The following is a 24990-nucleotide window of genomic DNA, read 5'->3' on the forward strand; positions in this document are numbered from 1 at the left end:
TATCAATTCAAGCTAAAAACTACCAGTGTGTATCACAATGATTGCCACAACATTATAGGAAATACAGGTTTTATTGACTCGGTTCCACCTGATTCACAGGCATCAAAGTAATAGGCCCCGCTATCCCCGAGGGACGCGGTGCCCAATCCGAAGCATCAAAAATTCCTTGTTCATTCCGGTTTTCTGCCAGGCGTGAGGGAAAATTGACGTTATAGAATTTCTTCCAGGGCATATTTTGTTGATCCATCCATATCATTCGGTTCGCCATAAGGTTACTGACTTCTATGACCAGCTCATTTTCTTCTTTTAACCAATCGGGCAATAGATAGAGATTATATTCAGGCCCGATAAGTGTACCTCTTCTTTCTCCATTCAGGTAAACAGCAGCACTTTCGAAAACCTCCCCTACATTTAAAATCCATCCGTCTTCACTTTCAGCAGGCCGGTCAAACATGACGCGATATTGTGCTGTACCGGAAAAGTTATCATAAGACTCGTCATCAAGCTCTGTCCATAAAACAGGATGGTCCAACATTTGTTCAGGTAGCAATTCAGGACCTCCGTCGATAAAACGGAGTATCCATGGGCCAGTAATAGGGTCCGGTTCTCCAGCGAATTCTACATAAGGATAGGTTGAGGAGCTGCTCCCGTAGTTCAAAGTTTGGATAATCACAGATTCACCTATGTCGAGTTGAAGGTAAATTTCCGAACCATCCCCTTCCCCATGCCGAGCTGCTGCATAGCCATTTCTTTCATGAGTCGGATCAAAAATATACACTGAATTGGCTTTGCGGGACAGAGGTATCCAACCATCAATTTTATTATCACTCCAATTAGTGATAAAGTAAATATACCCGGTACCATTACTTCGGCGGACAAATTGTAATTCTTGATCAACCATGGGCTCACGCTCAATATTTGCGAACTGTAAAAGATCTTCCAGTTCATTTCCCCGAAGAAAACGCCCCTCACCAATAACGGCCTCCTCAACATGATTTTGTTCGGTGGCAGCAAATTGCAATTGCTGTTTTAGATCTATGAGATCTTTCTGACGTTGATCTACATTATTCAAGCCGGGTACCCTCTCGGGAAGGCTGCCATATGAAATGATGGTCGCTCCGTCTTCAGCCAAATCGACCAGTTTTTTAAATGTATCAAGTGGGATGAACTGGCTTTTGGGAATAAGAATTGTTTCATAGGGTAAGTCACTCGATTCTACTTTATCATTCACAACGGTGACGTTATGCAACTGTTTGTCAGATATAAAATCGAAAGAGTAGCCTTTTTCAATCATCTCTTCAGCCCCGGTTTTTAGAAATGAGCCATCTAAACGTTCGTCCATGCCTCCCTCGAAATGGCGGAGAAGTCCCGCCCCAGGCTCAGCCCATTGATCGTGAATGGGATAATAGTACAGAATATCATTGTTAGGCTGACCCGATTGTAAAAATGACTGCACCCGGGCCACATACTGATTAAAATCGGCAAAATGATTCCAAAACGGATTGCGATCATTGAAATGAACCGACGCATAAAAAAGCCATCCCGGCCATTCATCATCTGCCGGAGAGTAAGCCGTGCCATGATAAAAAATGTGGTTGATGCCGCTAATGAAAAATCGGTCAACTGATCTTTTCACATCAGAAAGTGAAGATGAAAAATGCTCGCCTAACCATGTAGCAGCTTCGGCCGAGATCAATTTTTTTCCCGACACATTACCAGCCGAGGAAGCCATTTTAGCACGAATGATATCGGTCCCCTCCGTTTCGGGGATGTCCGAGGCGGCATAAAGATCCAGCAGGTTTGCAGGTGACCCATGAGCCTGATTTCGAATAATGGCCCCGTTTTCTACAGCCCAGGAATTCCAGGAATAAGTAAATTTTTCCAGAAGGAGGTCGGAGATGGTTTCTCGGTAATCGGTCAATACTCTGGCTCCTGTATCGGTCTCGCTATGTTCCAATAAAGCCGGCAGATATGTACGAAGATCATATCCTCGCTTCTTCTCAAATTCATCAAAGAAATCGGGTGTCCAGTTTGCTTCTCCTTCCGCATCATCTACTTCATACGAATCATTAAAAAAGGAGCGGAGTGATTGAATGTCGTGATCTGCAAAAGCGGAATCAAAAGCAGCGATATAGTGGTTAAAGGCTTGTTCAGAAAAATGATCAATCACCAATCCTTCGCCACCCGGTGCTGCACGCTCAACCATTTTGCCGTGCCAGCCTTCAAAAACAGCGTAGAGTGTCCAGTTTCCCGGAGGGGTTTCCCACTCCAAAAATCCATTTTCATCAACCTGTCTTGTAAGATTTACTACATCACCGGAATCAGAGTACCCCATCAGAGATCGCAGTTCCAGTTGTTTTTCAAATCGGACCTGCTCAATAGCCAGTTCCTGAAGGTTTCCATTTTCACGGATTGGCTCGCGGATTTCGGAAATCTCAACCGAATCATTTGCAGGATTTTTTTGGGGCTGATCTGCAGTACCTTCGGGCTCTTCCCCTTCAGCTTTTAAAAATCCGTGGAGCTCATAAATGGTACTTCCAATTGTACGAAGATAGGGTTCCTGGATATAGGAAATATTTTCGCTGAATTGAGTACCGCCGATTACTTGATAAGTTTTGTAATAGAGTCTTTTAGAGGCTTCATTTTCAGTGATCCAGGGTCCTCCAAACGGCCAGCCGGTACCCGTTGCCATGTCGATCCCGAGATCCAACCGTTCTCCTTCTGAAAGGGTATGTTCAAGCCTTTCCATCCATTCCGGTGATAAATAATCGATAAATTGATCCTCATATCCTCCAACTCCATAGATTGGCGTAATTTCAACTCCGCCCAGATTTGCATAGCTGAGCAACTCCATTTGGCGGGTAAGGTCATTTTCGTTTACCGCACTTCCCATCCACCACCAGCGGGTCCAAGGTTTATTCTCCTGCGTGATTTCAGGCCATTGAGGTTCATTTTGAGTACAAGCAGATAATAAAATTAACCATAGAAACATCCATTGTATTCTAAAGCCCTTCAAATGGTATCCGGTGAACATGTTTACATATTTCGTGAGAGGGAAGAACTTATTTAATAAATTTTTGGCAAATATTCATATTACTTCAGTTCTCTGGGTACTTCATATCATGACTGTATTACTCCATACCAATCCACCCCAAATGAGTATGCTTAAAACTGTTAGTAAATTTAAGCCCATAACCTATAATCCTATCCATGCTGGAGTGGCCAAATAAGATGATGCCCGCCAACTCCAGCCAGGCATTTCCAACGTACCATCCAAAGCATAAAACAAGAAGAGCTGCAGCTTTGTGGTGAAACAGGTTGTATGTCCAGGCTCCAACTTTAGTACCGGCAAGATAACCGAGCATTCCGATGTCTGGAGTAAGAATTAACAATGGATACCACCACCATGCGAAGTCAGTCAGGTTAAAAAGAAAAATTGAAAAGCCAAACATTGCGGCTTCTTCGACTTTGATCAGGTTTTTCATAGGGAGTATTTATTGAGTAGTAAAGTCTGCGTTCCTCTGCGCTCCGCGGTTATATAAGAATAAACCGCCGAGGACGCGGGGAGACGCAGAGCAAAGGTTGGTTAATCATCAATCGATTGGAAAACTAACTGACGGAATTTCCATCCGGTTTCGTCACCGGTGTTTCCTTGGGTTTGTTTGAAGATCAAGCCAATTACATTTTCATTCGGATCCGCAAAATACTGCGTGTTGAAATAGCCGCCCCAATCAAATGTGCCGAAGCTTCCGCGGCCGCCCATCGCTTCGCCTTTTTCATCAACCAAGCCGAAAGCCAAACCGTAATCCCTTCCTGAATCTCCCCTTAAATCGCCAACCTGGTTTTGCATCATAAAATTCACAGTTGTTCGACTGAGAAGTCTCGTTCCGGCATACTCTCCATTATTCAGATACATCTGCAGAAATTTGGCATAATCTTCGATTGTACTGGAAAGCCCCGCTCCGCCCGAGAAGAATGTCATCGCTCCCTCTCGGGGGTAATCCGGATCATAGAATGTAACCGGATAGGATTCCCAGTTTCCATTCTCATCTTTCCGCTGAACCGTCACCAACCTGTCATGTTTTGATTCGGGGAGGTAGAACCAGGTATCATCCATGCCAAGGGGATCAAAAAGATGAGTCCTTAAATACTCATCAAATGGCATCCCCGAGACCTCCTCAACAAAATATCCCAGTACATCCAATCCCTCGCTGTAGGTGTACTCTTCACCGGGCTCATGATGTAATGGCAGTTTGGCAAGCTTGGTTACACTTTCCTCTATAGTAATATCTTCCGTGGTAAACAGATCGGTAACACCTGCTTTTTCGTAAATCATTTTAAATCGTTCATCTCCGTCAATCACGCCGTATCCAATTCCGGATGTGTGAGTCAGCAGGTCACGGATCGTAATCTGGTTTTCAGCGGGAACTGTTGTGTAAGTGGTATCATCCGCATTGAAGGTATCCAGGATTTGAGCTTCACCGAAAACAGGCAGGTAATCAGAAATCGGGTCATCCAACTGAAACAAACCGTGTTCCCACAGCATCATCACGGCCGTGGAGGTGATCGCTTTCGTTTGAGATGCAATCCGAAAAATGGTATCCGTACGCAGTTCTCGCCCGGCTTCATTGTCTGCCAATCCAAATGCTTTTTTATAAACGATTTCGCCGTCTCTTGCAACGAGGGCTGCGGCTCCTGGAATCTGGTTTTGATCAATAGCATTTAGGATCATTTCATCTATTCGAGATAGTCGTTCATCCGACATTCCCACATCTTCAGCAATTCCTTCAGAAAGTGGAGGTGTATAAAGTTGGGATTCTGTTTGGGCAAATACTCCTGATGAGAGCAGAATAAAAATGAGAGTGAATATAAATTTCATGACAGTTGATTACTTTTTTATGGACAAATCTCATTGTACAAAAAAAAAAGACTCTCAGCTAACAGCACTCTCTTTTTTGATTAAAATTGAATTGACGGACTTAATAAGGATATGAAAATCGGCCACTAGAAAGCAGAATCCGTATTTTAACAAAGATTAAAAAAAATTATTTTGTGAAAATTTTGATTTTTTTTAAAATTTTCACTGAGAGAACGCTACTAAAAACAAACTATTTATTATGAGTTTACTCGCTGATATCTTATTCATCATATCATTTCTTCTTTTTATACTTGGGTTTTTGGGAATTTTTATAAGATTCTTTAGAAAGAAATTCAGACTACGACATTATTTCATCGCCTCTCTTTTATGTTTTTCTTTAGCCCTTTTCCTGGGTTGGGAAAGTTTTGTAAAAGGATTCACGGGTGAATGCAATGATTATAATTCTGCCTATCAGGAAACTGAACAGGTTAATTGAAAAAAATTGCCCCTTAAATTCATCATCCCAATATCGTGAAGCACATGAATTTTTATATTTACTTCCTGTGGTTTTTGATCGTTTATATAACCATTGATGCAATTTATATCTACCTGACTGATGGGATATTAGAACTTTTCTATGTTGGTTCTGTGTATGCAGCTGCAGGAATTGGATTGGAGGCGTTGAAGAAATTAAAAAACCGATCCTTGCCAGCAGTAAAGAGTGAATGAAAGATATCTCCCGACAGCTTTCCATAACTTACTTAAAACCAACCCTTATCCAACATCTTCAATAATATCTTCTGCATTTCCAAACCCAACTGCAATTCAAATCCAACCGATCGGTTTTTTTTCCTCTGTCAATTTGGAGGCCGGTATAGCTTTTTAAAAGTTTTACCGTTCATAAACATCAGTTAATTTTTTCAGAAGTTTTTGAAGCTAGGGCTAAATGTATCACTTATTGCCATCATTACGGCCCAAAAGCATATTCAGAAACGCCTGCCTGTTCTCGGATCCTGCATCACGGTAAGCATCAAATGTCACATGCTGATCCATATTGGTGGTATCTACTTCAATGCCCCATAATGGAGAGAGTGTTGTCGGGAGCATGGAGTAGCGGCCATCCCCGATCACGTTTTCCTGTTCCGGGTGCATGATCAGAAAATCATCCGATAACGCTGAAAAACGCCGGATGTCGCGGTATAACGTGGTTCCTTCATACGCTGAAAACCTCTCTTCCCATTCCAGAAGCGGAGCCTGTTCACCGTCATAAATGGTCGGTTCAAAAAAGGGAATGAGCCGGATGCCTGCGGCGTATAAGTTCCCATCGGCTTCATAACGAACGCTCCAGAGCAGCTGGTTTGCAATGGTGGGTTTTAACACCATTCGCCCGACATCATGCCCCTTGTACGATGCGAGCTGGAGTGCAGCTTCCTCGGCTCGTTGCTGCTGCATATAACCGAACGATAGGTAGAGAAAGAGCCATCCCCCGGCAAGTATTACATACACTTTTTTTTTGAAGAATGCGATTCCTGTCAGCAGGATAATACCAAGTGTAAAGAGCGGATCAAACACAGATATAATATTGAGCGAGTAGCGTTCGTCCAGGAACGGCCAGAAGAGGTATACTCCGTAGCTGGTAATGAAATCGAATACCCCGGCCGTTGAGTAGCCCGCAAAGCTGTAGAGGTAGGCTTCTTTCTTGGTTAGATACTTTTTCACGAACCACCATGTCAAACAGGTAGCAATCAAAGCTCCGATCGGAATGAAGATTATGGAGTGGGTGAAATGGCGATGTAGTTCCAACATCATAAGCGGGTCCGAGCCGGTGGGGATGAAAACATCCAGGTCTGCAAGCATGGCTGAGACGAATCCGGTGAAAGTAGCAGCCCGAAAAGTTTCCGGCTTTGCAACTGTTTGGGAAGCCGTAGCGCCGATAAATCCGTGTGTTATTGGGTCCATACCTAAATCAGGGCGAGTTTGCTCTCAATGTACCATTATTAAGTGGATATCCATCCTTTGAATTAAAACCCAAAAAACAATGAAGTTGAAATACTGGTTCCATTCACTCCATGTTAGAAAGAGCTTTATTTACAAGTTCAGATCCCCGATGATATCCTCCGCATTCTCGAGGCCCACCGCAATCCGGATCAGGCCTTCTGTAATCCCCACTGCTGTTCGCTCCTCTTTAGTAAGTTTGGAGTGTGTGGTGGAAGCAGGGTGGGTAACGATTGTTCGGGTATCTCCCAAATTTGCAGAGCGACTGAGCATACGGATGCCGTCAATAAACTTCACTGCTGCCTTATACCCTCCCTTGATTTCAAAGCAAACCACACCACCGCCTCGTTTCATCTGTTTTTTGGCAAGGTCAAACTGCGGATGGCTGTTGTGATGGGGATACTTTACGAAATTGACCTTCGGATGGCCGTCCAGAAACTCAGTTACCTTCTCGGCATTATCGCAGTGTCGCTCCATCCGAACCGGTAGTGTTTCCAGGCTCTTACTGAAAAGCCAAGCATTAAACGGGGAAAGAGCCGGGCCGGTATTTCGTGTAAAAAATTCGACCTCCTCCATGTATTTCTCTCTTCCCAGGATCACTCCACCGATGGCTCGCCCCTGTCCGTCAATAAATTTTGTCGCAGAATGCTGGACCAGGTCGGCACCGAATTCTATGGGACGCTGCAGGTATGGAGTGGCAAAACAGTTGTCGACGACAAAAATGAGATCATGCGCCTTAGCAAGTTTACCCGCCCATTCAAGGTCGATTAGATCCAATCCAGGATTTGAAGGCGTTTCGAGGAATAACATCTTCGTGTTATCCTGTATGAGTGACTCCCATTCTTCCGTTTTTTTGACATCTCCGTACGTAAACGTAATTCCCCATTTTGGCAGAATCTGGCTTAATATTTGGTGAGAAGAACCAAAAAGAGACCGTGATGCCAACACATGATCCCCCTGTTCCAGTAAGGCAGCAAGGCAGCCAAAGATAGCAGCCATTCCCGAGCCCGTGGCAACTCCCGCTTCTGCTCCTTCCAGCCTGCACATTTTGTTGATAAACTCATCCGTGTTTGGATTGGAATACCGGCTATATACATTTCCTTCAACCTCTTTGGCAAACAGTGCCCGGGCATGCTCGGCCGACTCAAAGGTAAAACTGGAGGTCATATACAATGGTGTGGAGTGCTCCCGTTCGGCCGTGGTTGGTGTTTGGGTGCGAATCGCTTCGGTTTCGAAGTTTTTCTTTTTAGGCATGTTTCAGGTTGCGGGGTTCGAGTTACAGGAATTGTAAAACGGTCAGCCCCAAAAGTATTCGGGACAGGCTTTGACCGTTACTGCTAGATTAAATTCAGGTTTATATCTAAAATAAAGTTTTGAGCCCGGTCAACCCCCGACGGTTCGGGATGGCTTGGCCACTGTCCGGCGTACATAATTCACTTTTCATTAACAACCTCAAAACTGGTCGTAATTTTCGCTGTTTTTTCCAGCATTTTGGATACGGAGCAGTATTTGTTGACAGAAAGGTTGATCGCTCGTTCAGCTTTTTTTTCATCTACACTGCCGGTAAAAATATAGTGCATGTGTATCGCTTTGAATTCTGAATAGGTACCGACTTTTTGGCGATCAGCGGTTACTTCAACCGCAATATCATCGGGATTTTGTTTCTGTTTTTTCAGTATACCTACAATGTCGATCGTTGAGCACCCGGCCGCTGCGGCGAGTAACATCTGCATCGGACGGAATCCACCATTGATTCCTCCGATATTAGCCGATCCATCCATTTGAAGGGTAGCACCATCCTCATTTTCGGCTTCCATGTGAACGGCGTCGTTAAGTCGTTTTACTTTAATCATCTTAGAATATTTTAGCTAACTGTTTCTATGCATTGAAGATAGGAATTCTATGACTGATGAGGAAAGAATGTAGTGGATTGATTTGTAAAAGGATGAGTGGAAAGATAACTTCCCCTTCCTTGTTCCGTGCAGTTGCGGAATAGGGAAGGGGATTGAGGAGATGGGTTCCAAAGATACTGAACGAGTCAACCACCCGTTGAATACAAGAAGCAGAGCTTCCGTTTGTCGATCCGAAGGAAGACCTTCGGATCGAGTATTAAATTACATTAAGATCAAGTCGTAGCTCCGCCACAACTGCTGCCGGCACCGGCTGTGCATCCGTAGCAATGCTGGTTTGTAATAATTTCCCGATCGTTCAACGCATCTAAATCCCAGTCTTTGATGTGTTGAGGAGAGCCGTTTTCGGTCTCCATCTTGAGCATCTGGTTAAAATCACAATCGTAAAGAGTACCGTCCCAACCAATGGAGATGGTGTTTCTGCACATCACACCCTCGGCCGCTGCAGGATTGAATGAGGTCACAAGTTTTTCCATATATTCATCCAGGTTTCCACTGGTAACGAGGAAATTCAGGTAACGGCTAATCGGCAGATTTGTAATCGTAAAAAGATCATTAAACTCAATGCCGTGATCTTTCCATAAACGATCTTTGTACTGCTGTTTGAGTGACTCCTGGTCGCCCGGAAGAAAAGCCCCAACGGGATTATAGACAAGGTTCAGTTCTAAACCTGACTCCTCTTTACCATAACCGATCTCATTTAAAATTTTAAGTACTTTCATCGATTTATCATACGTTCCCTCCCCTCTTTGGGCATCCGTTCTCCTCCTATTGTAAAACGGAAGCGAGCAGGTAATCTCCACCCCATGGTCTGCCATAAACTGGGGCAGGTCTTCGAACTTTCGGGTATCCAAAATGGTGAGGTTCGACCGCACGATAATATCTTTACGCAGCTTCGCAACCTCATCTACAAACCATCGAAAATGCGGATTCATCTCCGGTGCGCCACCTGTCAAATCCACCGTTTCGATGTCCGAATGCTCGAGAGCATCAAGGCAGTACTCCAGCGTCTCTTTTGTCATGATCTCCTGCCGGTCAGGCCCTGCATCAACATGGCAGTGTTTGCAGGTCATATTACACATGTACCCCACATTGATCTGGAATATTTCAATTCCGGTCGGTTTCAGCGGAAACAGTCCAATTTCATCCATCTTGGACTCGAACTTCTCCAGCCGTTTAACTTTTTCGGTTTGATTGTTAATGATATCCAGCTGTACTTCAGGATCAGCTAACGAGTGGCTTTGTGCTATAAGAGACTTCATACGTTGTGCTGCAAATTATCTTATTTGGGATTGCAATTCAGCTCTGTTTAAATACAGATGTGTACACATCTTAATATCTTACATCGAGAGCTTTTTCACCTGATTCATCATTTGAACACCGTGAACAAGTGATGAACCTCCCCGTATAGCAGTTGCTACATGAACGGCTTCCATCATCTGTTCTTCAGAGCAGCCTTGCTGGAGTGTCTCATCTGTGTATGCATCTATGCAGTACGGACATTGAATAACATGCGCAACAGCAAGAGCAATCAACGCTTTCTCTCTTTTAGTAAGAGCACCCTCTTCAAAAACAGAACCGTAATACTCGAAAAATTTATCACCTAACTCTTTTTGAAATTCAGTTACATCACCAAACTTTTTAAGATCTTCGGGGTCGTAATATTTCTTATCCATATTGCTTTATTTGATTTTTGATTCTCATTAATAAATACGAAGTACTTTGTCGAACAGATTGTTTTTTGTCAGCAGATTTTTATGCACATGGAAATAACTCATTTCTTACAAACATAAAAGATTAATTTGGTGTGATTCATTCGATATGTGAACGAATCATAGTAAAGGCGAGTAGGAATTATATCACAAAAGGATAAAAAGAGGATAGAAAATCAGGCTGAATTAATATCAATCCAGCCTGACAGAAAACTTATGCCTTAGCAGTTTCTTCGAGAGAGGTGATCAACCGATTTGATATTTCTTCCGTGTTGGCAAGTGTCGTGCCGGGTTCATCGTTATAAAGATCAGCTGGACGATAACCATCATCCAGCAGTTTCAGGATGGCTGCTTCAATACGTTTGGCTGCCGATTCCAATTTCAACGAGTGCCTGCACAGCAACGCCGCCGATGCAACCGCAGCTAACGGATTAGCAATCCCCTGCCCGGCTATATCCGGTGCTGATCCATGGACCGGTTCGTATAATCCATTTTCTCCACCTAAACTTGCAGAAGGCAGCATTCCAATTGAACCGGTAAGCATAGAGGCTTCATCACTCAAAATATCTCCAAACAGATTTCCGGTTACAATCACATCGAACTGCTTTGGATTTCTGATAAGCTGCATTGCGGCATTGTCCACAAGCATATGGCTCAATTCAACATCCGGGTACTCTTCTGCTACTTCAAGTACAGATTTTCTCCACAGTCGTGAACTTTCCAAAACATTCATTTTATCAACAGAACAGACTCTTTTCCCGCGGAGTTTGGCGGTTTCGAAAGCAATTCTAGCCACACGCTGAACTTCAGACCGGCTATACTTCATCGTGTCAACAGAAAATGGGTCTCCATCTTCTTCGGCACTAAATCGGGGTTTGCCAAAATATACTCCACCGGTCAATTCGCGAACGATAAGAATATCGGTTCCTTCAATAACTTCTTCCTTAAGTGTGGATGATCCTGAAAGTGCTGAGTGTACAAAGATGGGCCTGAGATTGGCATAAACACCCAGTTCCTTCCGAAGCTTTAATAAAGCAGCTTCCGGGCGCAAGTTGGCGCTGAGGTCATCCCATTTCGGGCCGCCAACAGCGCCCAGAAGTACAACTTTATGTTCTTTACAGGTTTCTAAGATTTCATCTGTAACCGGTTCGCCAAACTCATCGTAGCAAGTTCCACCAAAGGGTCGTTTTGTAACATTGAGTTTAATGTCGTGCTGTTCACAAACGGTATCTAAAACTTGTAGTGCAACATCCGTTACTTCTGGTCCAATTCCATCACCGGGGAGCGCAACAATACTTACTTCTTTCATGCTTTTTCGATCATTCCGTTTTGTCGGGCATAAGCGAAAATGCCACCGGCGTGAACGATGTCAGCCACACTGCCCAAAGGTTTGATTTTATACGTTTTATCCTGTGTATGATTGATCAATTCATGGTTCTCCTGGTCAATCTCTAACTCATCACCTGTTTTGATCTCGGTACTGAGATCTTTCAGGCTTTCAAATGGAATTAAAAATCCGCCATCAACTGAGTTTCTGTAAAAGATTCTTGCATAAGATGGCGAGATAATCGCTTCAATCCCGGCAATTTCAAGGGAAGCAGGAGCATGCTCGCGAGAGGAACCACACCCAAAATTATCGCTGGAAACAATAATCTTAAATTCACTTTTTGTCTCTTCGTCTTGAGTGAGAGGAATTCCTCCTTCTGGCAGGCCGGATTCTTCAATCGGTACCCCCGAAAGTGCATATTTTCCGTATAACTTTCGTTCTTCAGGATCATCCAAACTGTACACAAGATGTGCCGCCGGAATAATCTGGTCGGTATCAATATTCTTTCCCAATACAAAGGCTTTTCCTTTGATGGGTTCTTTTTCTTCTTTGCTCATGTTATTGAGTAAAAATTTTCTGTTTTCAAATTAAGTGTCCCCTCTTTGAAGGGGGATTTAGGGGAGATGGCTATTCAGTCTCTAAACATAACTCCGTAAACACACCCCTGATAGCTTCGCTGAACGCTACGCTATCTGTCTCCCCTCTCGAGAGGGGAGGTCTCATGTCTCAAATCTCAAGACTCATGACTATATAACCGTTTCCTGGATGAACACCCTTGGATCGGTAATCACACCTGTAACTGCGGATGCAGCAACGGTATAAGGCGATGCTAGATAGACAGATGACTGCTTGGATCCCATTCGTCCGGGATAATTCCGGTTTGTGGATGAGATACAGACCTCGGTGTCTTGAAGTCGACCAAATGTATCAGACGGCCCACCCAAACATGCTGCACATGAGGCGTTTCCGATCTTGCAGCCCGCTTCTTTAAAGATTTGAATTAACGGAGTTCCAAAAAGAGTTTCAGTTTCAAGGCCTCTTGCAATCTCTGTCGTTGCCGGAACTATGTATGTATCAATCTTTAATTCATTGCCACGGATGATTTCAGCAGCAGCTTTAAAGTCAGACAGCTTTCCACCAGTACAGGAACCGATATAGGCTCTGTCGAGCGGGGTACCTTCTACCTCTTCAGCGGTTGCTTTATTATCCGGGCTATGTGGTTTTGCAACCATCGGAACAATCTCTTCCAGGTTGTAGAAATGTTCACTGAAATATTCAGCATCAGGATCGCTATATACACATTCATAAGGATGATCGGTCCTGGATTTTACATACTCTTCAGTAATTTCATCGGGTTCAACTACGCCATTCTTACCCCCCGCTTCAATCGCCATGTTGGTAAGCGTCATACGGTCTTCCATCGTAAGTGCTTTGATGCCCGGGCCGGCAAATTCCATTGCCCGGTAAGTTGCTCCGTCGGTTCCGATATCACCAATAATTTTAAGGATGAGATCTTTTGCCATTAAATATGGCGGCATTGAAGTGCCTTCAAAAACAAACCGCATCGTTTCAGGTACTTTCACCCACAACTTTCCGGTTCCCATAATGAAAGCTGCATCAGTATTCCCGATTCCGGTCGCAAACTGACCAAAAGCTCCGGCCGTACATGTATGGGAATCCGTTCCAAAGAGAACTTCTCCCGGTCGTGTAAAGCCTTCTTCGGGAAGCGCTACGTGGCAAACACCTTTATATCGGTCAGATCCCACATCATAAAAGTATGGCAGGTCCTGGTCTGCGGCGAATGCGCGAAGTACATCAACGTTTCGATTGGCATATTTGTCACTGGTAAAAATATAATGGTCAGGGATAATCACCAGTTTCTCTTTATCCCAGACTCGTGCATTCTCACCAAACTCTTTGTTAAAGATGCCAATAGCCGGTGGTCCGCAGACGTCGTGTGTCATCAAGACATCAACATCCACCCACACACTTTCGCCCGGAGAGACATGATCTCTACCGCTGTGATTGGCAAGAATTTTTTCTGTAAGCGTCATTCCCATAATTCAGGAGTTGTTCTTTTAGTGTTTATAATTAAAAAGTTTTTAAATGAAGTCCCCTTTTGAAAGGGGACTTAGGGGTGTGTTCAAACCTAATCGGAAAAACATCCCTCAAAGTTTTTCAAGAATGTGTTGAAAAACTCTATCTCCCCTCAAGGGGAAATTCATTACCCGCCGGCCACTACAGACTTATCGGGTTTTTCTTTTGAATATTTAGTGGTTGCCATCAAATTCATGAGGTCTTCATCGTTAACCACTTTCTGTTCATCGGCCAGTTTTGTAACCATCGTGTACACCCGGTTCAGATCCTCTTTGTTGAGGTGATACCCGAGCTCCTCCAGTTTTTTGCCGAGGGCAAACCGACCAGAGTGTTTTCCGATCACAATTTTGTTTGATGTCAGACCTACGGAATCCGGTGTCATAATCTCATACGTCAATGGATTCTTCAATACACCATGCTGATGAATGCCCGCTTCGTGTGCAAAGGCATTTTCGCCCACAATCGCCTTGTTCGGCTGAACGCCTTTTCCGGTAATCTGGGCAAGCATCTGGCTGGATGGATATATTTCCTTTGTGTTGATCCCCGTTGTGTAATCCATATTATTTTTGCGGGTTTCAATCGCCATCACAACCTCTTCGAGGGAGGCATTACCGGCGCGTTCACCAATTCCGTTGACGGTACATTCAATCTGCCTGGCTCCATTTCGGACAGCCATCAATGAATTCGCAACTGCCAAACCCAAATCGTTATGGCAGTGCACACTGATTGTGGCTTGGTCAATATTTGGAATATTGTCATGCAATGTTTTTATCAAATCGGCATACTCCCACGGAAGGGCATAGCCGACTGTATCCGGTACATTTATCGTCGTTGCCCCGGCTTCAATGACCGCCGTAAAAATATCAATCAGGAATTCCGGGTCACTTCGAGAAGCATCCTCAGCTGAGAACTCAATATCATCATAATGAGATTTTGCAAACTCAACCGCGTTCACGGCAGATTCCAACACCTCTTCACGGCTCATTTGGAGCTTGTGCTGAAGGTGAATATCACTGGTTGCAATAAATGTATGAATTCGTGGTTTTGCAGCATGTTCAAGAGAAGAAACAGCACTTTCCAAATCCACCTGCCGAGTTCTGCAAAGTGCAGCTATCGTACTTTTTTTGATGGTTTTTCCAATCTCTTTCACGGTTTCATAGTCACCATCTGATGCAATAGGGAACCCGGCCTCAATCACATCAACACCCAGTTTTTCGAGCTGTAGAGCAAGACGAAGCTTTTCGGGCTTGTTCATGCTATATCCCGGCGACTGTTCGCCGTCTCGAAGGGTTGTATCAAAGATGGTAATGTGATTGTCCATGATTTTGACTGTTTATTTATTGCTGTTTAGAATTCCAATCCTGCTTAGGGAAGGGATTTATTGGTAGTTCAGAATATATCAAGCAACTTAAATTTCGTTGCCCTAAGACTACCTCCCCTAACCCCTTTATCCACCCCCGACGTATCGAGGCCAGGCAGGAGGGGAATATTTTCAAAATGTTAATTTACGCTGTACTCCGCTCAAGCGGAAATTCAATCGTTGTTTTATGTTTGGGTTTACTTTTCTTGTTCATCAAAAAATAGATAATTCCTTCTGAGAGTGCCTTCCAGCTCGCATCAATAATATTTTCGGAAACACCGACAGTACCCCAACTTGATCCGTCCTGGGCTGAGTCGATCAGTACCCGAACTTTTGCTCCTGTTCCGTCATCTCCATTCAGTACACGTACTTTATAATCCTGAAGTGTGACTGTAGAGATCTCCGGATAAAACTCACAGAGGGCTTTTCGTAAAGCCGCATCCAAGGCATTCACAGGACCATTCCCTTCAGCCGCACAAAGTTCAACCTGATCATTTACACGAACTTTAATTGTTGCTTCCGCACGTGATTCGCCCTTGGCATTTCGTTCCATAATCACACGAAATCCTTCCAAATGGAAGAAGTCAGGCTTCTTACTGGTCTTCTGTTTTACCAGCAATTCAAACGATGCTTCTGCAGCCTCAAACTGGTAGCCTTCATTTTCAAGTTTCTTCAATTCCTTTATAATCTCGGCACCCTCTTTTGAGGTCTTGTCGAAATCAAAACCGAGTTCATCCGATTTGTATGAGATGTTACTCTTACCGGAGAGTTCAGACAACAAAACCCGACGACTGTTTCCAATCAATTCGGGTTTAACGTGTTCGTAGGTCTGTTCGTTTTTCATGACGGCACTGACGTGGACTCCACCTTTATGCGCAAATGCACTCCTCCCGACGTACGGCTGTTTATTGTCGGGAATCAAATTGGCCAACTCACTCACATATTTCGAGAGTGTTGACAAATGCTTCATCTGCTCTTCTGGGATACATGAATATCCCAACTTCAACTGCAAGTTCGGAATCACGGAACAAAGATTGGCATTTCCACATCGCTCTCCATACCCGTTAATTGTTCCCTGGACGTGAACCGCACCGGCTTCAATCGCTGCAACCGCGTTGGCTACTCCCAACTCACAATCGTTGTGCGAGTGGATGCCTATGGCTGCATCGATAGAATTGCTTACGTCTTCTACAATTTTGGTGATTTCATGCGTCAGTGTTCCACCGTTTGTATCGCAAAGAACGATCACATCGGCACCGGATAATTCTGCAGCGCGCAATGTTTTTAACGCATACTCGCGATTGTCTTTATATCCATCAAAAAAGTGTTCGGCATCGTAAATAACCTCTTTACCGTTCTTTTTCAGAAATTCGATGGAGCCGGAGATCAACTCAAGGTTTTCTTCCGGGGTAATTTTCAAAGCCTCATGAACATGCAAGAGCCAGCTTTTTCCAAAAAGTGATACGGCGGGAGTTTCAGCCGCAATCAATGCCTTAAGGTTTGGATCCTCTTCCGGTTGATTTCCTGCTCGGCATGTACTTCCAAAAGCCACAATTTTTGAATGGGAAAAATTGTGATTTTTCGCCTTATCAAAAAACGCCATGTCTTTAGGATTGGAGCCGGGCCATCCGCCTTCAATATAGTCAATACCAAATTCGTCGAGCCGCTTGGCAATTCGAAGCTTATCCTCGGCCGAAAATGAGACTTTCTCTCCCTGGGTACCATCCCTGAGAGTCGTATCGAATATTTGGATTGACTTTGACATATCTGTTTCAGTTTGAATCTTAGTTACTGTGTCCCCTCCTTTTCAAGGAGGGGATTTAGGGGTGGTTCAGAAGTCAAATAACAACTTAAAAATCGTTACGTGGAGACTACCTCCCCTTGCCCCTCCTTACACAGGAGGGGAATTCTTCAATAAAGTTTCCTTTCAATTACTTCTCAATCCAGTCCATCATGGATCGGAGCTCTTTACCTACTTTTTCAATTTGATGTTCGCTGAGGTCTTTTCTCATCTTCTTCAGATTAGGAAGACCCTCTTTGTTTTCATTGATCCATTCATGAGCAAAGTCGCCGTTTTGGACTTCTTCAAGAATGTTCTTCATTCGTTTCTTGGTGTCTTTATCAATCACACGTGTACCGCGTGAAAATCCACCATATTCAGCTGTATCACTCACTGAATAGTACATTCCGGCAATCCCGCCCTCGTACATCAGGTCTACAATCAGTTTCAATTCGTGCAGACATTCAAAATAAGCAATTTCGGGTTGATAACCGGCTTCAACCAATACTTCAAAACCAGTTGCTACCAGTTCGGATGCGCCACCGCAAAGAACGGCCTGCTCACCAAACAGATCGGTTTCCGTTTCCTCTTTAAAGGTAGTTTCAAGAACACCGGCTCGGGTTCCGCCAACACCTTTAGCGTATGCGAGTGCGGTGTCTTTAGCCGTACCGCTGGCATCCTGGTATATTGCAAACAAGCAGGGAACACCTGAACCTTCTGTAAAAACTCGCCGAACGAGATGGCCGGGTCCTTTCGGAGCCACCATAAAAACATCTATGTTCTCAGGAGGAACGATCTGATCAAAGTGAATATTGAACCCGTGAGCAAATAAAAGTGCATTCCCTTCTTCTAGATTGGGTTCGATGCTCTCTTCGTATACGGCTTTCTGGAACTGGTCGGGGATCAGGATCATCACAAGATCGCCTTTGGCTGCTGCTTCGGAGGTTTCGTACACTTTAAGTCCCGCTTCCTCGGCGTCATTCCAAGAAGAACTGTCTTCACGGAGCCCCACAATTACATTAACCCCGCTCTCGTGCAGGTTCAGTGCGTGAGCATGTCCCTGGCTTCCGTAACCAATAACTGCTACGGTTTTATCTTTAAGGACATCAAGGTCGGCATCTCCGTTATAATATGTTTTCACTTTCATTGAATCGATTCGTATTTGGTTCGTTATGTTGATTTTAAAATTTTTAGAAACTCCCCTCTTGAGAGGGGAAAAGTCATGCTGCGTTTAGCAGTATGACGAGGGGTGTGTTCACTACGCATCAGTGTGGGACCCACCCCCAGCCCCTCCCTATCCCGACCAAAAAGCGGTCGGCACAAGGAGGGGAGGAATTCAGTTAAAACTTACAGTTCCCTGGAATTCACGTTTCAGGGCAATACTTCCGGTTCGAGACATTTCGGTGATTCCGTATGGCTTCAGAACCTGGATGATTGCATCTACTTTATCGGTATTTCCGGTAACTTCAAGTGCAAGCTTATCATTTGTAATATCAATTACTTTGGCCTTAAAGGCTTGAGCAATCAACATGATTTCTGATCGACCGGCTTTGGCGGTTGATACTTTTATAATTGCCAGTTCGCGTTCAATACATTTTTTATGGGTCAGATCGGTAACCTTCTTTACGTCAATCACGTTGTGAAGATGTTTGTTGATCTGCTCGACGGTTTTTTCATCGCCGTAGGTGGTAATCGTAATTCGCGCCATTCCCGGTTCTGCTTCAGATGCAAAAGTGACACTGTCCAGCTCAAAACCCTTTCCGCTGAAAATCCCTATGATTCGGGAAAATGTATTCAAATTGTGCTTTACTAAAACGGAAAGTGTATGCCTGGAGTCTTTTTTCAATACTGTAGTAGTTGCCATTATTTTTTCACGTCTTCGTCAGATTCAACCATTTCATCGAGAGCTGCCCCGGATGGTACCATCGGGTAGCAATTTTCCGTTTTCACGACACGGAAGTCCATCAGAACAGGCCCGTCTTTAATCTTCATCGCTTTGTCGAGTACCTCATACATCTCTATGGGATTGCTCGCCCGCATTCCTACAGCACCATACGCTTCAGCCAGTTTTACGAAATCGGGATTATTACTTCCGAAGACTGAGTAACTGGTTCTGTTATTATAAAAGAGTTGCTGCCACTGACGAACCATACCAAGGCATTCGTTATTCATCAGGGCGATCTTTACGGGGATCTTGTATTCGACGGCTGTGGCCAATTCACAAGAGAGCATCTGGAATCCACCGTCACCCGTAATACAAACTACATCACGGTCCGGACACGCAATTGCAGCTCCCATTGCTGCCGGGAAACCATACCCCATCGTTCCAAGTCCGCCTGATGAGATCCAGGAACGCGGATGATTATACGTATAATGCTGCGCCGCCCACATTTGATGCTGTCCTACATCGGTCACCACAATTGCATCTCCATTCGTAGCTTCTGATATAGCCTTGATCATATGTTGCGGATAGATAGCATCATCAGATTTTGGCACCTTCAACGGGTGCTCTTTCTTCCAATCATGAATGGTATCCCACCATGTATCAATCTTTGGCGCTTTAGCCAGTTTTCCGATAGCCGGCAGAACATTCTTCACATCACCCACAATTGGAACTTCCACATCTACATTTTTACCGATACAGGAGGGATCGATATCAATGTGAATTTTTCGGGATTTCTGTGAAAATCCATCCAATCTACCCGTTACACGATCATCAAAACGGGCACCTACAGCGAGAAGAACATCACATTCAGTCATCGCCATATTGGCATACCAGGTACCGTGCATTCCAAGCATCCCTACAGATTGAGGTTTACTTTCCGGAAATGCACCGAGCCCCATCAGTGTAGTCGTGATCGGGATATTCAGTTTCTCAGCAAACTCTGTTACCTCTTCCCACGCTTCACCCAAAATAGCCCCGCCGCCTACATACAGTAAAGGTCGTTCTGCTTTACTTATCATCTCAGCTGCTTTTGCAATCTGCGGCTGATGGCCATGAAGTGTTGGTTTGAAACTCGGGATATCCACTTTCTTCATCCCGGAATATCGGGCAGCGGTGTTCAGCATATCTTTGGGGAGATCAACCAAAACGGGCCCCGGCCGGCCGTTCGTTGCGATATGAAATGCCTCCCGGACTACGTTTTCAAGCTCATTAACATCCCGAACCAGGTAATTCTGTTTGGTGATCGGCCGCGTAATTCCCACGATATCCGCTTCCTGGAAAGCATCATTGCCAATCACACTTGTCGGAACCTGTCCGGTCAAAACAACCAAAGGAATAGAATCCATCATAGCCGTTGCAATACCCGTTACAGTATTAGTTCCGCCCGGACCGGATGTTACCAGCACAACGCCGGGTTTACCGGTAGCCCTGGAATAGCCGTCAGCTGCATGTGAGCCTGCCTGCTCGTGACGAATCAGGACATGTTCCATATCATGCTCGTCAAAAAGCACATCATAAATAGGAAGGTTCGCCCCCCCGGGATACCCAAAAATGGTATCCACTTCGAGGTCTGCTAATGTTTTGATGAGGATCTCTGCGCCATTATGCTTAGGCACGGAATCTTCATCCTCAGAATGCTTAACAGACTTGAGTGGTTTGTTTTGTTGAATTTTATTTGCCGGTGAACTTGATTCGGATGGTTTCATATTGTCTCGCGGATATATATTGCCCGCCAGAGGTCAAAGTTTTCTAAAATCATATTCGCTTCTAACCTCTGGTAGGTGTGATTAACTAATAATTAGAATTAGATTTAGAATGCCAGAAATTAGAATAGATAGGATTAGCAGCGGAAGCAGATTGCTGATAATTCTATCAAAAGAAAGAGAAAGAGTAGATGTTGAACTTTGCAATTTACTAATAAAGGTCGCGATAAATACAGCAATCACGTCCAGTATAAAGGCTGTGCCAAACCCGTTACCCGGGTACTGCGAAAATTTCTTAGAAAAAGTATGTGTGATTGCGGTAGACAATTTGTAATCTGTTATTTCAACATCGCATCCAAAAACATAGACAAAGGCATGAATGGAAGCAAGAAATTTTTATAGATTGTTTAGATAATCTTACTGATCAAAAAATGATTTTGTCAAAAGCGCTTCCATTAAAATTATCATGGATGGCTAACATATTGAATTTCAATAACTAAGGACGTATCAAGGAATATGACTAAACTCAACAAATACAGCTCCAGATTAACCGAAGAACAGTCTCAGGTAGGCTCAAAAGCGATGCTTTATGCCACCGGTTTGAGCGAGGAAGACATGAAAAAAGCCCAGGTTGGAATCGCAAGTACCGGGTGGGACGGCAATCCGTGCAACATGCATTTGAACGGTTTGGCCTCTGTGATCAAAGAAAATGTATGGGAAAATGACCTTGTTGGATTCGTATTTCATACCATTGGAGTCAGTGACGGAATCTCCATGGGAACGCAGGGGATGAAGTTTTCACTGCCGTCGCGAGACATTATTGCCGATTCCATCGAAACGGTGATGCAGGCGCAATGGTATGATGCAAACATATCAGTCGTAGGATGTGATAAAAATATGCCGGGATCGATAATGGCAATGGCACGGCTCAACCGTCCTTCAATCATGGTTTACGGGGGGACAATTCGACCCGGAAATCTGAATGGTGAGAAACTGGATATTGTCTCGGCGTTTGAATCGTACGGAAAACTTCTTTCTAATGAGATTGATGAAGAGCAGATGCACCAGGTTTTAAAACACGCTTGTCCCGGAGCGGGAGCTTGCGGCGGGATGTATACAGCTAACACGATGGCTTCTGCCATTGAGACGATGGGAATGAGTCTTCCCTTCAGTTCATCCATCCCGGCCACGCACCAGGAGAAAGTGAATGAGTGTAAACGTGCGGGTAAAGCGATCCGCAATCTTCTCGAAAAAGATCTGAAACCGCTCGACATTATCAACAAAAAGTCGATTGAAAATGCGGTGACGATGATTATCGCGTTGGGGGGATCAACAAATGCCGTGATGCATATGCTGGCGATTGCCCGTGCTGCCAAAGTTGATTTTACAATTGACGACTTCCAGGAAGTCAGCGACCGAACTCCTTTCCTTGCCGACCTGAAACCGAGCGGAAAATATGTGATGGAAGACCTCTATAATGCGGGCGGTGTTCCGGCGGTTCAAAAACTTCTGTTTGATGAAGGATTTCTACACGAAGGATGCATGACGGTAACCGGCAATACACTTGAAGAAAATGTTGCCGATGTGCCCGGATTGCTGGAAGAACAAAAAGTGATACAACCGATTTCCGATCCTGTGAAGAAAACGGGTCACCTGCAGATTCTCTACGGAAATCTCTCACCTCAAGGAAGTGTGGCAAAGATCACCGGGAAAGAAGGAACCACATTTAAAGGAACCGCACGGGTGTTTGAGTCTGAGGAGGATGCCCTCAAGGGAATTCGGGGCGGTAAAGTAAAAAAAGGAGATGTGGTTGTGATTCGCTACGAAGGCCCCAAAGGCGGGCCCGGCATGCGCGAGATGCTCTCCATCACTGCAGCCATCATGGGAGCGGGACTCGGCAAAGATGTTGCCCTGATTACCGACGGACGCTTCTCCGGAGGAACTCACGGTTTTGTGATCGGACACATCACACCCGAAGCTCAACTCGGCGGAACCATCGGACTGCTGCAAGATGACGACATCATCGAAATCGACGCCGACGAACGAACCCTTAACGTTCAACTCTCAGACGAAGAGATCGAAGATCGACGTAAAAACTGGAACGCCCCCGACCTGAAAGTCCAAAGCGGTTCTCTTTACAAATATGCGAAATTGGTTTCGACGGCGTCTGAAGGGTGCGTTACGGATTTGTAAAACGGCATGCTGAGCCGTTCCCTCATTGCGAGGGAGCCTGTGAGCACTACAATCTCCAAACATTTCCCCGTGCCCCTCAGACGATACACCGCCTGTCCCGAACCGTCGGGGCGGTTTCATTAACCACCGGGCGCAGAGATTCGCAGAGAGATTGTTCGGGACCGATGCCACAGGCTCTATATCCTTAGGCCATAGAAAACAGCAAATTTATAAGGAATGCAAAGGTATCTGTATTGTGCGCTCATTATCTTTTATTCCCACGGCATATAAATATCTATAACTAACGGTAAAAACCGAAGAGCAGGGGGGCATTACCCTGTTCATTTTTATTTAACATTGAACAGAAAAATTTGAAACGATCATACCTTCTTTCACAATTTAGTTTTAAAAAATCCTCACGATGATGCATACATACCTCAAAAAGACAGCCTGGTTGATACCCGTTGTGATTCTAATTCTTAGTTCTTCCTGTGGACGGTACACTACTCAAAATAATTCGACAGGAAATGACCACTATTCGCAGGCAACAGCTACACCCGGGTGGTACAATCCCGAATCAATGGATACACTCACCGTTGTGACATGGAATATTGAACACTTTGTTGATGAGTTCGATAACCCCTATATCGATAACGACCGCGAAAATAACCCACCGGAAGACATTGCGGAGCGGCGCTCCCTTTTGGCAGACGCTCTGCGAGTATTGAATGCCGATATTGTGGTATTCCAGGAACTGGAGAGTGACAGTTATCTTCGTCAGCTCGCCGAAAACGAGTTTCCCGAACTGGGATACGAGGTATTTGCAGCGCTCGAGAGTGCCGACTGGTATATGAATGTGGTAATGATGAGCCGCATACCTCTTGGCATATTTCACAGCTATGCACATGTAAATACACCCTTGACGGGTCAAACCGACGAGGAAGGCCACGCCGAGTCGCAAACCTTTATCAATAACCGGATGTGGACCGCTGAGATCTTGGTGAACCCTGATTATCGGTTCACCCTGACCGGGCTCCACCTGAAAGCCGGCCGCGGAGAGCGCAATGAAGCCTGGCGAATCGGGCAGATCGATCTTCTTCGTGAACACTTTGAATCCCTGGTGGTATCCAATCAGCAAAAGAATATGTTGGTAGTAGGTGATCTGAATACTCCCCCCGGCAGCCGGGAGTTCAATCGCCTACTAGGTGACGAACAGCCGCATTTTTTTGATCCGCTGCAAGGAAGTGGCTCGTTCTCACATCCGTCTGACTCCCTTTTCTGGAGGATCGATCACATCTTACCAAACAGACAGATGGAGCCTGAACTGGTACCCGGAAGTGTGAAGGTAGCCGAACCGCTCGACAGGGAACAGATGATTCGCATCAGCGATCACCTGCCAATCGTTGCACGGTTTGTAACAACTGACAAGTAAACTAGTAGGGAATTTTACAGCCTTGTAAAATGCACGAAATATTTGAACGGTTTGTTCTGACGGTAGCAGAAAACTATGAATAAAATTCAGCCAAATGAGTAGGAACGAGAGTTTTGAGGACCGAATTGCACTAACCTATTTCGACAAAATTGATAGAACCATCAGTAACTGGATGGCCAGGACCGGGATTACCGTTCTTCGTGTGGGCCTGGGTATCATATTTATCTGGTTTGGAGTTCTCAAATTTTTCCCGGGACTCAGCCCCGCAGAAGAGCTGGTTCGAAACACTGTTTATTTCGTATCCCCCGACCTTTTTATACCGGTACTTGCTGCATGGGAAACCCTGATTGGGCTTGGACTGATCTCCGGAAAGTTTATGAGGCTGACATTACTTTTACTCTTTCTGCAGATGCCCGGAACTGCACTTCCCCTTGTATTACTCCCCGACGTGGTCTGGACCAGTTTCCCATTCGGCTTGACGCTTGAGGGGCAATACATCATCAAAAACCTGGTGTTGATCGGTGCCGGATTAGTACTCGGCGGCCGTGTCCGCAGCCGGTTAACGGATGAGTAAGTTTGGATATAGTAGATGATGATTACGAATAGATTGTCATTGTCAGAGAGCTGGCGACTGTTGCAACCTCAATTTTCCCCCGCGCCCCTCAGCGTTCACCGCGGTTCAATTAAACCGCCGAGTGC

20 protein-coding genes are annotated in these 24990 nt (G+C 44.8%); 4 read left to right on the forward strand and 16 right to left on the reverse strand.

The window, feature by feature from the left end; genetic code table 11:
* Positions 1-70 precede the first annotated feature (70 nt).
* The 3 genes from L6773_RS08640 to L6773_RS08650 all read right to left on the reverse strand — a co-directional run bounded on the left by L6773_RS08640 (position 71) and on the right by L6773_RS08650 (position 4879).
* Positions 71-3034, reverse strand: coding sequence for a glycosyl hydrolase (locus tag L6773_RS08640; RefSeq protein ID WP_237853476.1), 2964 nt, complete (start codon positions 3032-3034; stop codon positions 71-73).
* A gap of 97 nt (positions 3035-3131) precedes the next feature.
* Entirely contained in the window at positions 3132-3485 is a 354-nt protein-coding gene (locus L6773_RS08645; protein WP_237853477.1) for a DUF4260 domain-containing protein, read from the reverse strand.
* A 101-nt stretch (positions 3486-3586) separates the two neighbouring features.
* Positions 3587-4879 carry a serine hydrolase domain-containing protein gene (locus tag L6773_RS08650; RefSeq protein ID WP_237853478.1) on the reverse strand — a complete coding sequence of 431 codons (1293 nt, stop codon included), beginning with the start codon at positions 4877-4879 and terminating at the stop codon, positions 3587-3589.
* 519 nt (positions 4880-5398) lie between these two features.
* On the opposite strand from L6773_RS08650, the gene L6773_RS08655 reads away from it, so the two are divergent.
* Positions 5399-5587: a hypothetical protein gene (locus L6773_RS08655; RefSeq protein ID WP_237853479.1), complete on the forward strand. Its 189-nt coding sequence runs from the start codon at positions 5399-5401 to the stop codon at positions 5585-5587.
* 222 nt (positions 5588-5809) lie between these two features.
* Here L6773_RS08655 and L6773_RS08660 read toward each other — a convergent pair whose 3' ends face one another.
* The 13 genes from L6773_RS08660 to ilvB form a co-directional block, all read right to left on the reverse strand.
* Positions 5810-6817: a metal-dependent hydrolase gene (locus L6773_RS08660; protein ID WP_237853480.1), complete on the reverse strand. Its 1008-nt coding sequence runs from the start codon at positions 6815-6817 to the stop codon at positions 5810-5812.
* 129 nt (positions 6818-6946) lie between these two features.
* Entirely contained in the window at positions 6947-8107 is a 1161-nt protein-coding gene (locus tag L6773_RS08665) for a trans-sulfuration enzyme family protein (protein WP_237853481.1), read from the reverse strand.
* Positions 8108-8286: 179 nt separating this feature from the next.
* Positions 8287-8706, reverse strand: a complete 420-nt coding sequence (locus L6773_RS08670; protein ID WP_237853482.1) for an OsmC family protein — start codon at positions 8704-8706, stop codon at positions 8287-8289.
* A gap of 272 nt (positions 8707-8978) precedes the next feature.
* Complete coding sequence (gene arsS / locus L6773_RS08675) at positions 8979-10025, reverse strand: arsenosugar biosynthesis radical SAM (seleno)protein ArsS (RefSeq protein ID WP_237853483.1); 1047 nt, start codon at positions 10023-10025, stop codon at positions 8979-8981.
* Positions 10026-10103: 78 nt separating this feature from the next.
* The gene (locus L6773_RS08680; RefSeq protein ID WP_237853484.1) at positions 10104-10439 is read right to left on the reverse strand and encodes an arsenosugar biosynthesis-associated peroxidase-like protein; all 336 of its coding nucleotides are present in this window, start codon (positions 10437-10439) and stop codon (positions 10104-10106) included.
* Between the two features lie 250 nt (positions 10440-10689).
* Complete coding sequence (leuB, locus tag L6773_RS08685; RefSeq protein WP_237853485.1) at positions 10690-11784, reverse strand: 3-isopropylmalate dehydrogenase; 1095 nt, start codon at positions 11782-11784, stop codon at positions 10690-10692.
* Complete coding sequence (locus L6773_RS08690; RefSeq protein ID WP_237853486.1) at positions 11781-12359, reverse strand: hypothetical protein; 579 nt, start codon at positions 12357-12359, stop codon at positions 11781-11783. Before L6773_RS08690 ends, leuB begins: the two co-directional genes overlap by 4 nt.
* Positions 12360-12548: 189 nt before the next feature.
* Positions 12549-13862, reverse strand: coding sequence for a 3-isopropylmalate dehydratase large subunit (locus L6773_RS08695; protein WP_237853487.1), 1314 nt, complete (start codon positions 13860-13862; stop codon positions 12549-12551).
* A 164-nt stretch (positions 13863-14026) separates the two neighbouring features.
* Positions 14027-15220 (reverse strand): 2-isopropylmalate synthase, encoded by a 1194-nt coding sequence (locus L6773_RS08700; RefSeq protein WP_237853488.1) that lies wholly within the window; start codon positions 15218-15220, stop codon positions 14027-14029.
* 184 nt (positions 15221-15404) lie between these two features.
* Positions 15405-17024: a citramalate synthase gene (gene cimA / locus L6773_RS08705; RefSeq protein WP_237853489.1), complete on the reverse strand. Its 1620-nt coding sequence runs from the start codon at positions 17022-17024 to the stop codon at positions 15405-15407.
* Between the two features lie 166 nt (positions 17025-17190).
* A complete protein-coding gene (gene ilvC / locus L6773_RS08710; protein WP_255727726.1) occupies positions 17191-18186 on the reverse strand; it encodes a ketol-acid reductoisomerase in 996 nt (331 codons plus the stop codon).
* Positions 18187-18375: 189 nt separating this feature from the next.
* Positions 18376-18903: an acetolactate synthase small subunit gene (gene ilvN / locus L6773_RS08715; protein WP_237853490.1), complete on the reverse strand. Its 528-nt coding sequence runs from the start codon at positions 18901-18903 to the stop codon at positions 18376-18378.
* The gene (gene ilvB, locus L6773_RS08720) at positions 18903-20690 is read right to left on the reverse strand and encodes a biosynthetic-type acetolactate synthase large subunit (protein ID WP_237853491.1); all 1788 of its coding nucleotides are present in this window, start codon (positions 20688-20690) and stop codon (positions 18903-18905) included. Before ilvB ends, ilvN begins: the two co-directional genes overlap by 1 nt.
* Positions 20691-21203: 513 nt before the next feature.
* On the opposite strand from ilvB, the gene ilvD reads away from it, so the two are divergent.
* From ilvD to L6773_RS08735, 3 genes are all read left to right on the forward strand, one after another.
* Complete coding sequence (gene ilvD, locus L6773_RS08725; protein ID WP_237853492.1) at positions 21204-22880, forward strand: dihydroxy-acid dehydratase; 1677 nt, start codon at positions 21204-21206, stop codon at positions 22878-22880.
* A 400-nt stretch (positions 22881-23280) separates the two neighbouring features.
* Entirely contained in the window at positions 23281-24291 is a 1011-nt protein-coding gene (locus L6773_RS08730) for an endonuclease/exonuclease/phosphatase family protein (protein ID WP_237853493.1), read from the forward strand.
* A gap of 94 nt (positions 24292-24385) precedes the next feature.
* On the forward strand, positions 24386-24865 hold the full coding sequence (locus tag L6773_RS08735; RefSeq protein WP_237853494.1) for a DoxX family membrane protein: 480 nt from the start codon (positions 24386-24388) through the stop codon (positions 24863-24865).
* The last annotated feature ends 125 nt before the right edge of the window (positions 24866-24990 follow it).

The organism is Rhodohalobacter sulfatireducens (assembly GCF_022012475.1).
Classification (GTDB): domain Bacteria; phylum Bacteroidota; class Rhodothermia; order Balneolales; family Balneolaceae; genus Rhodohalobacter; species Rhodohalobacter sulfatireducens.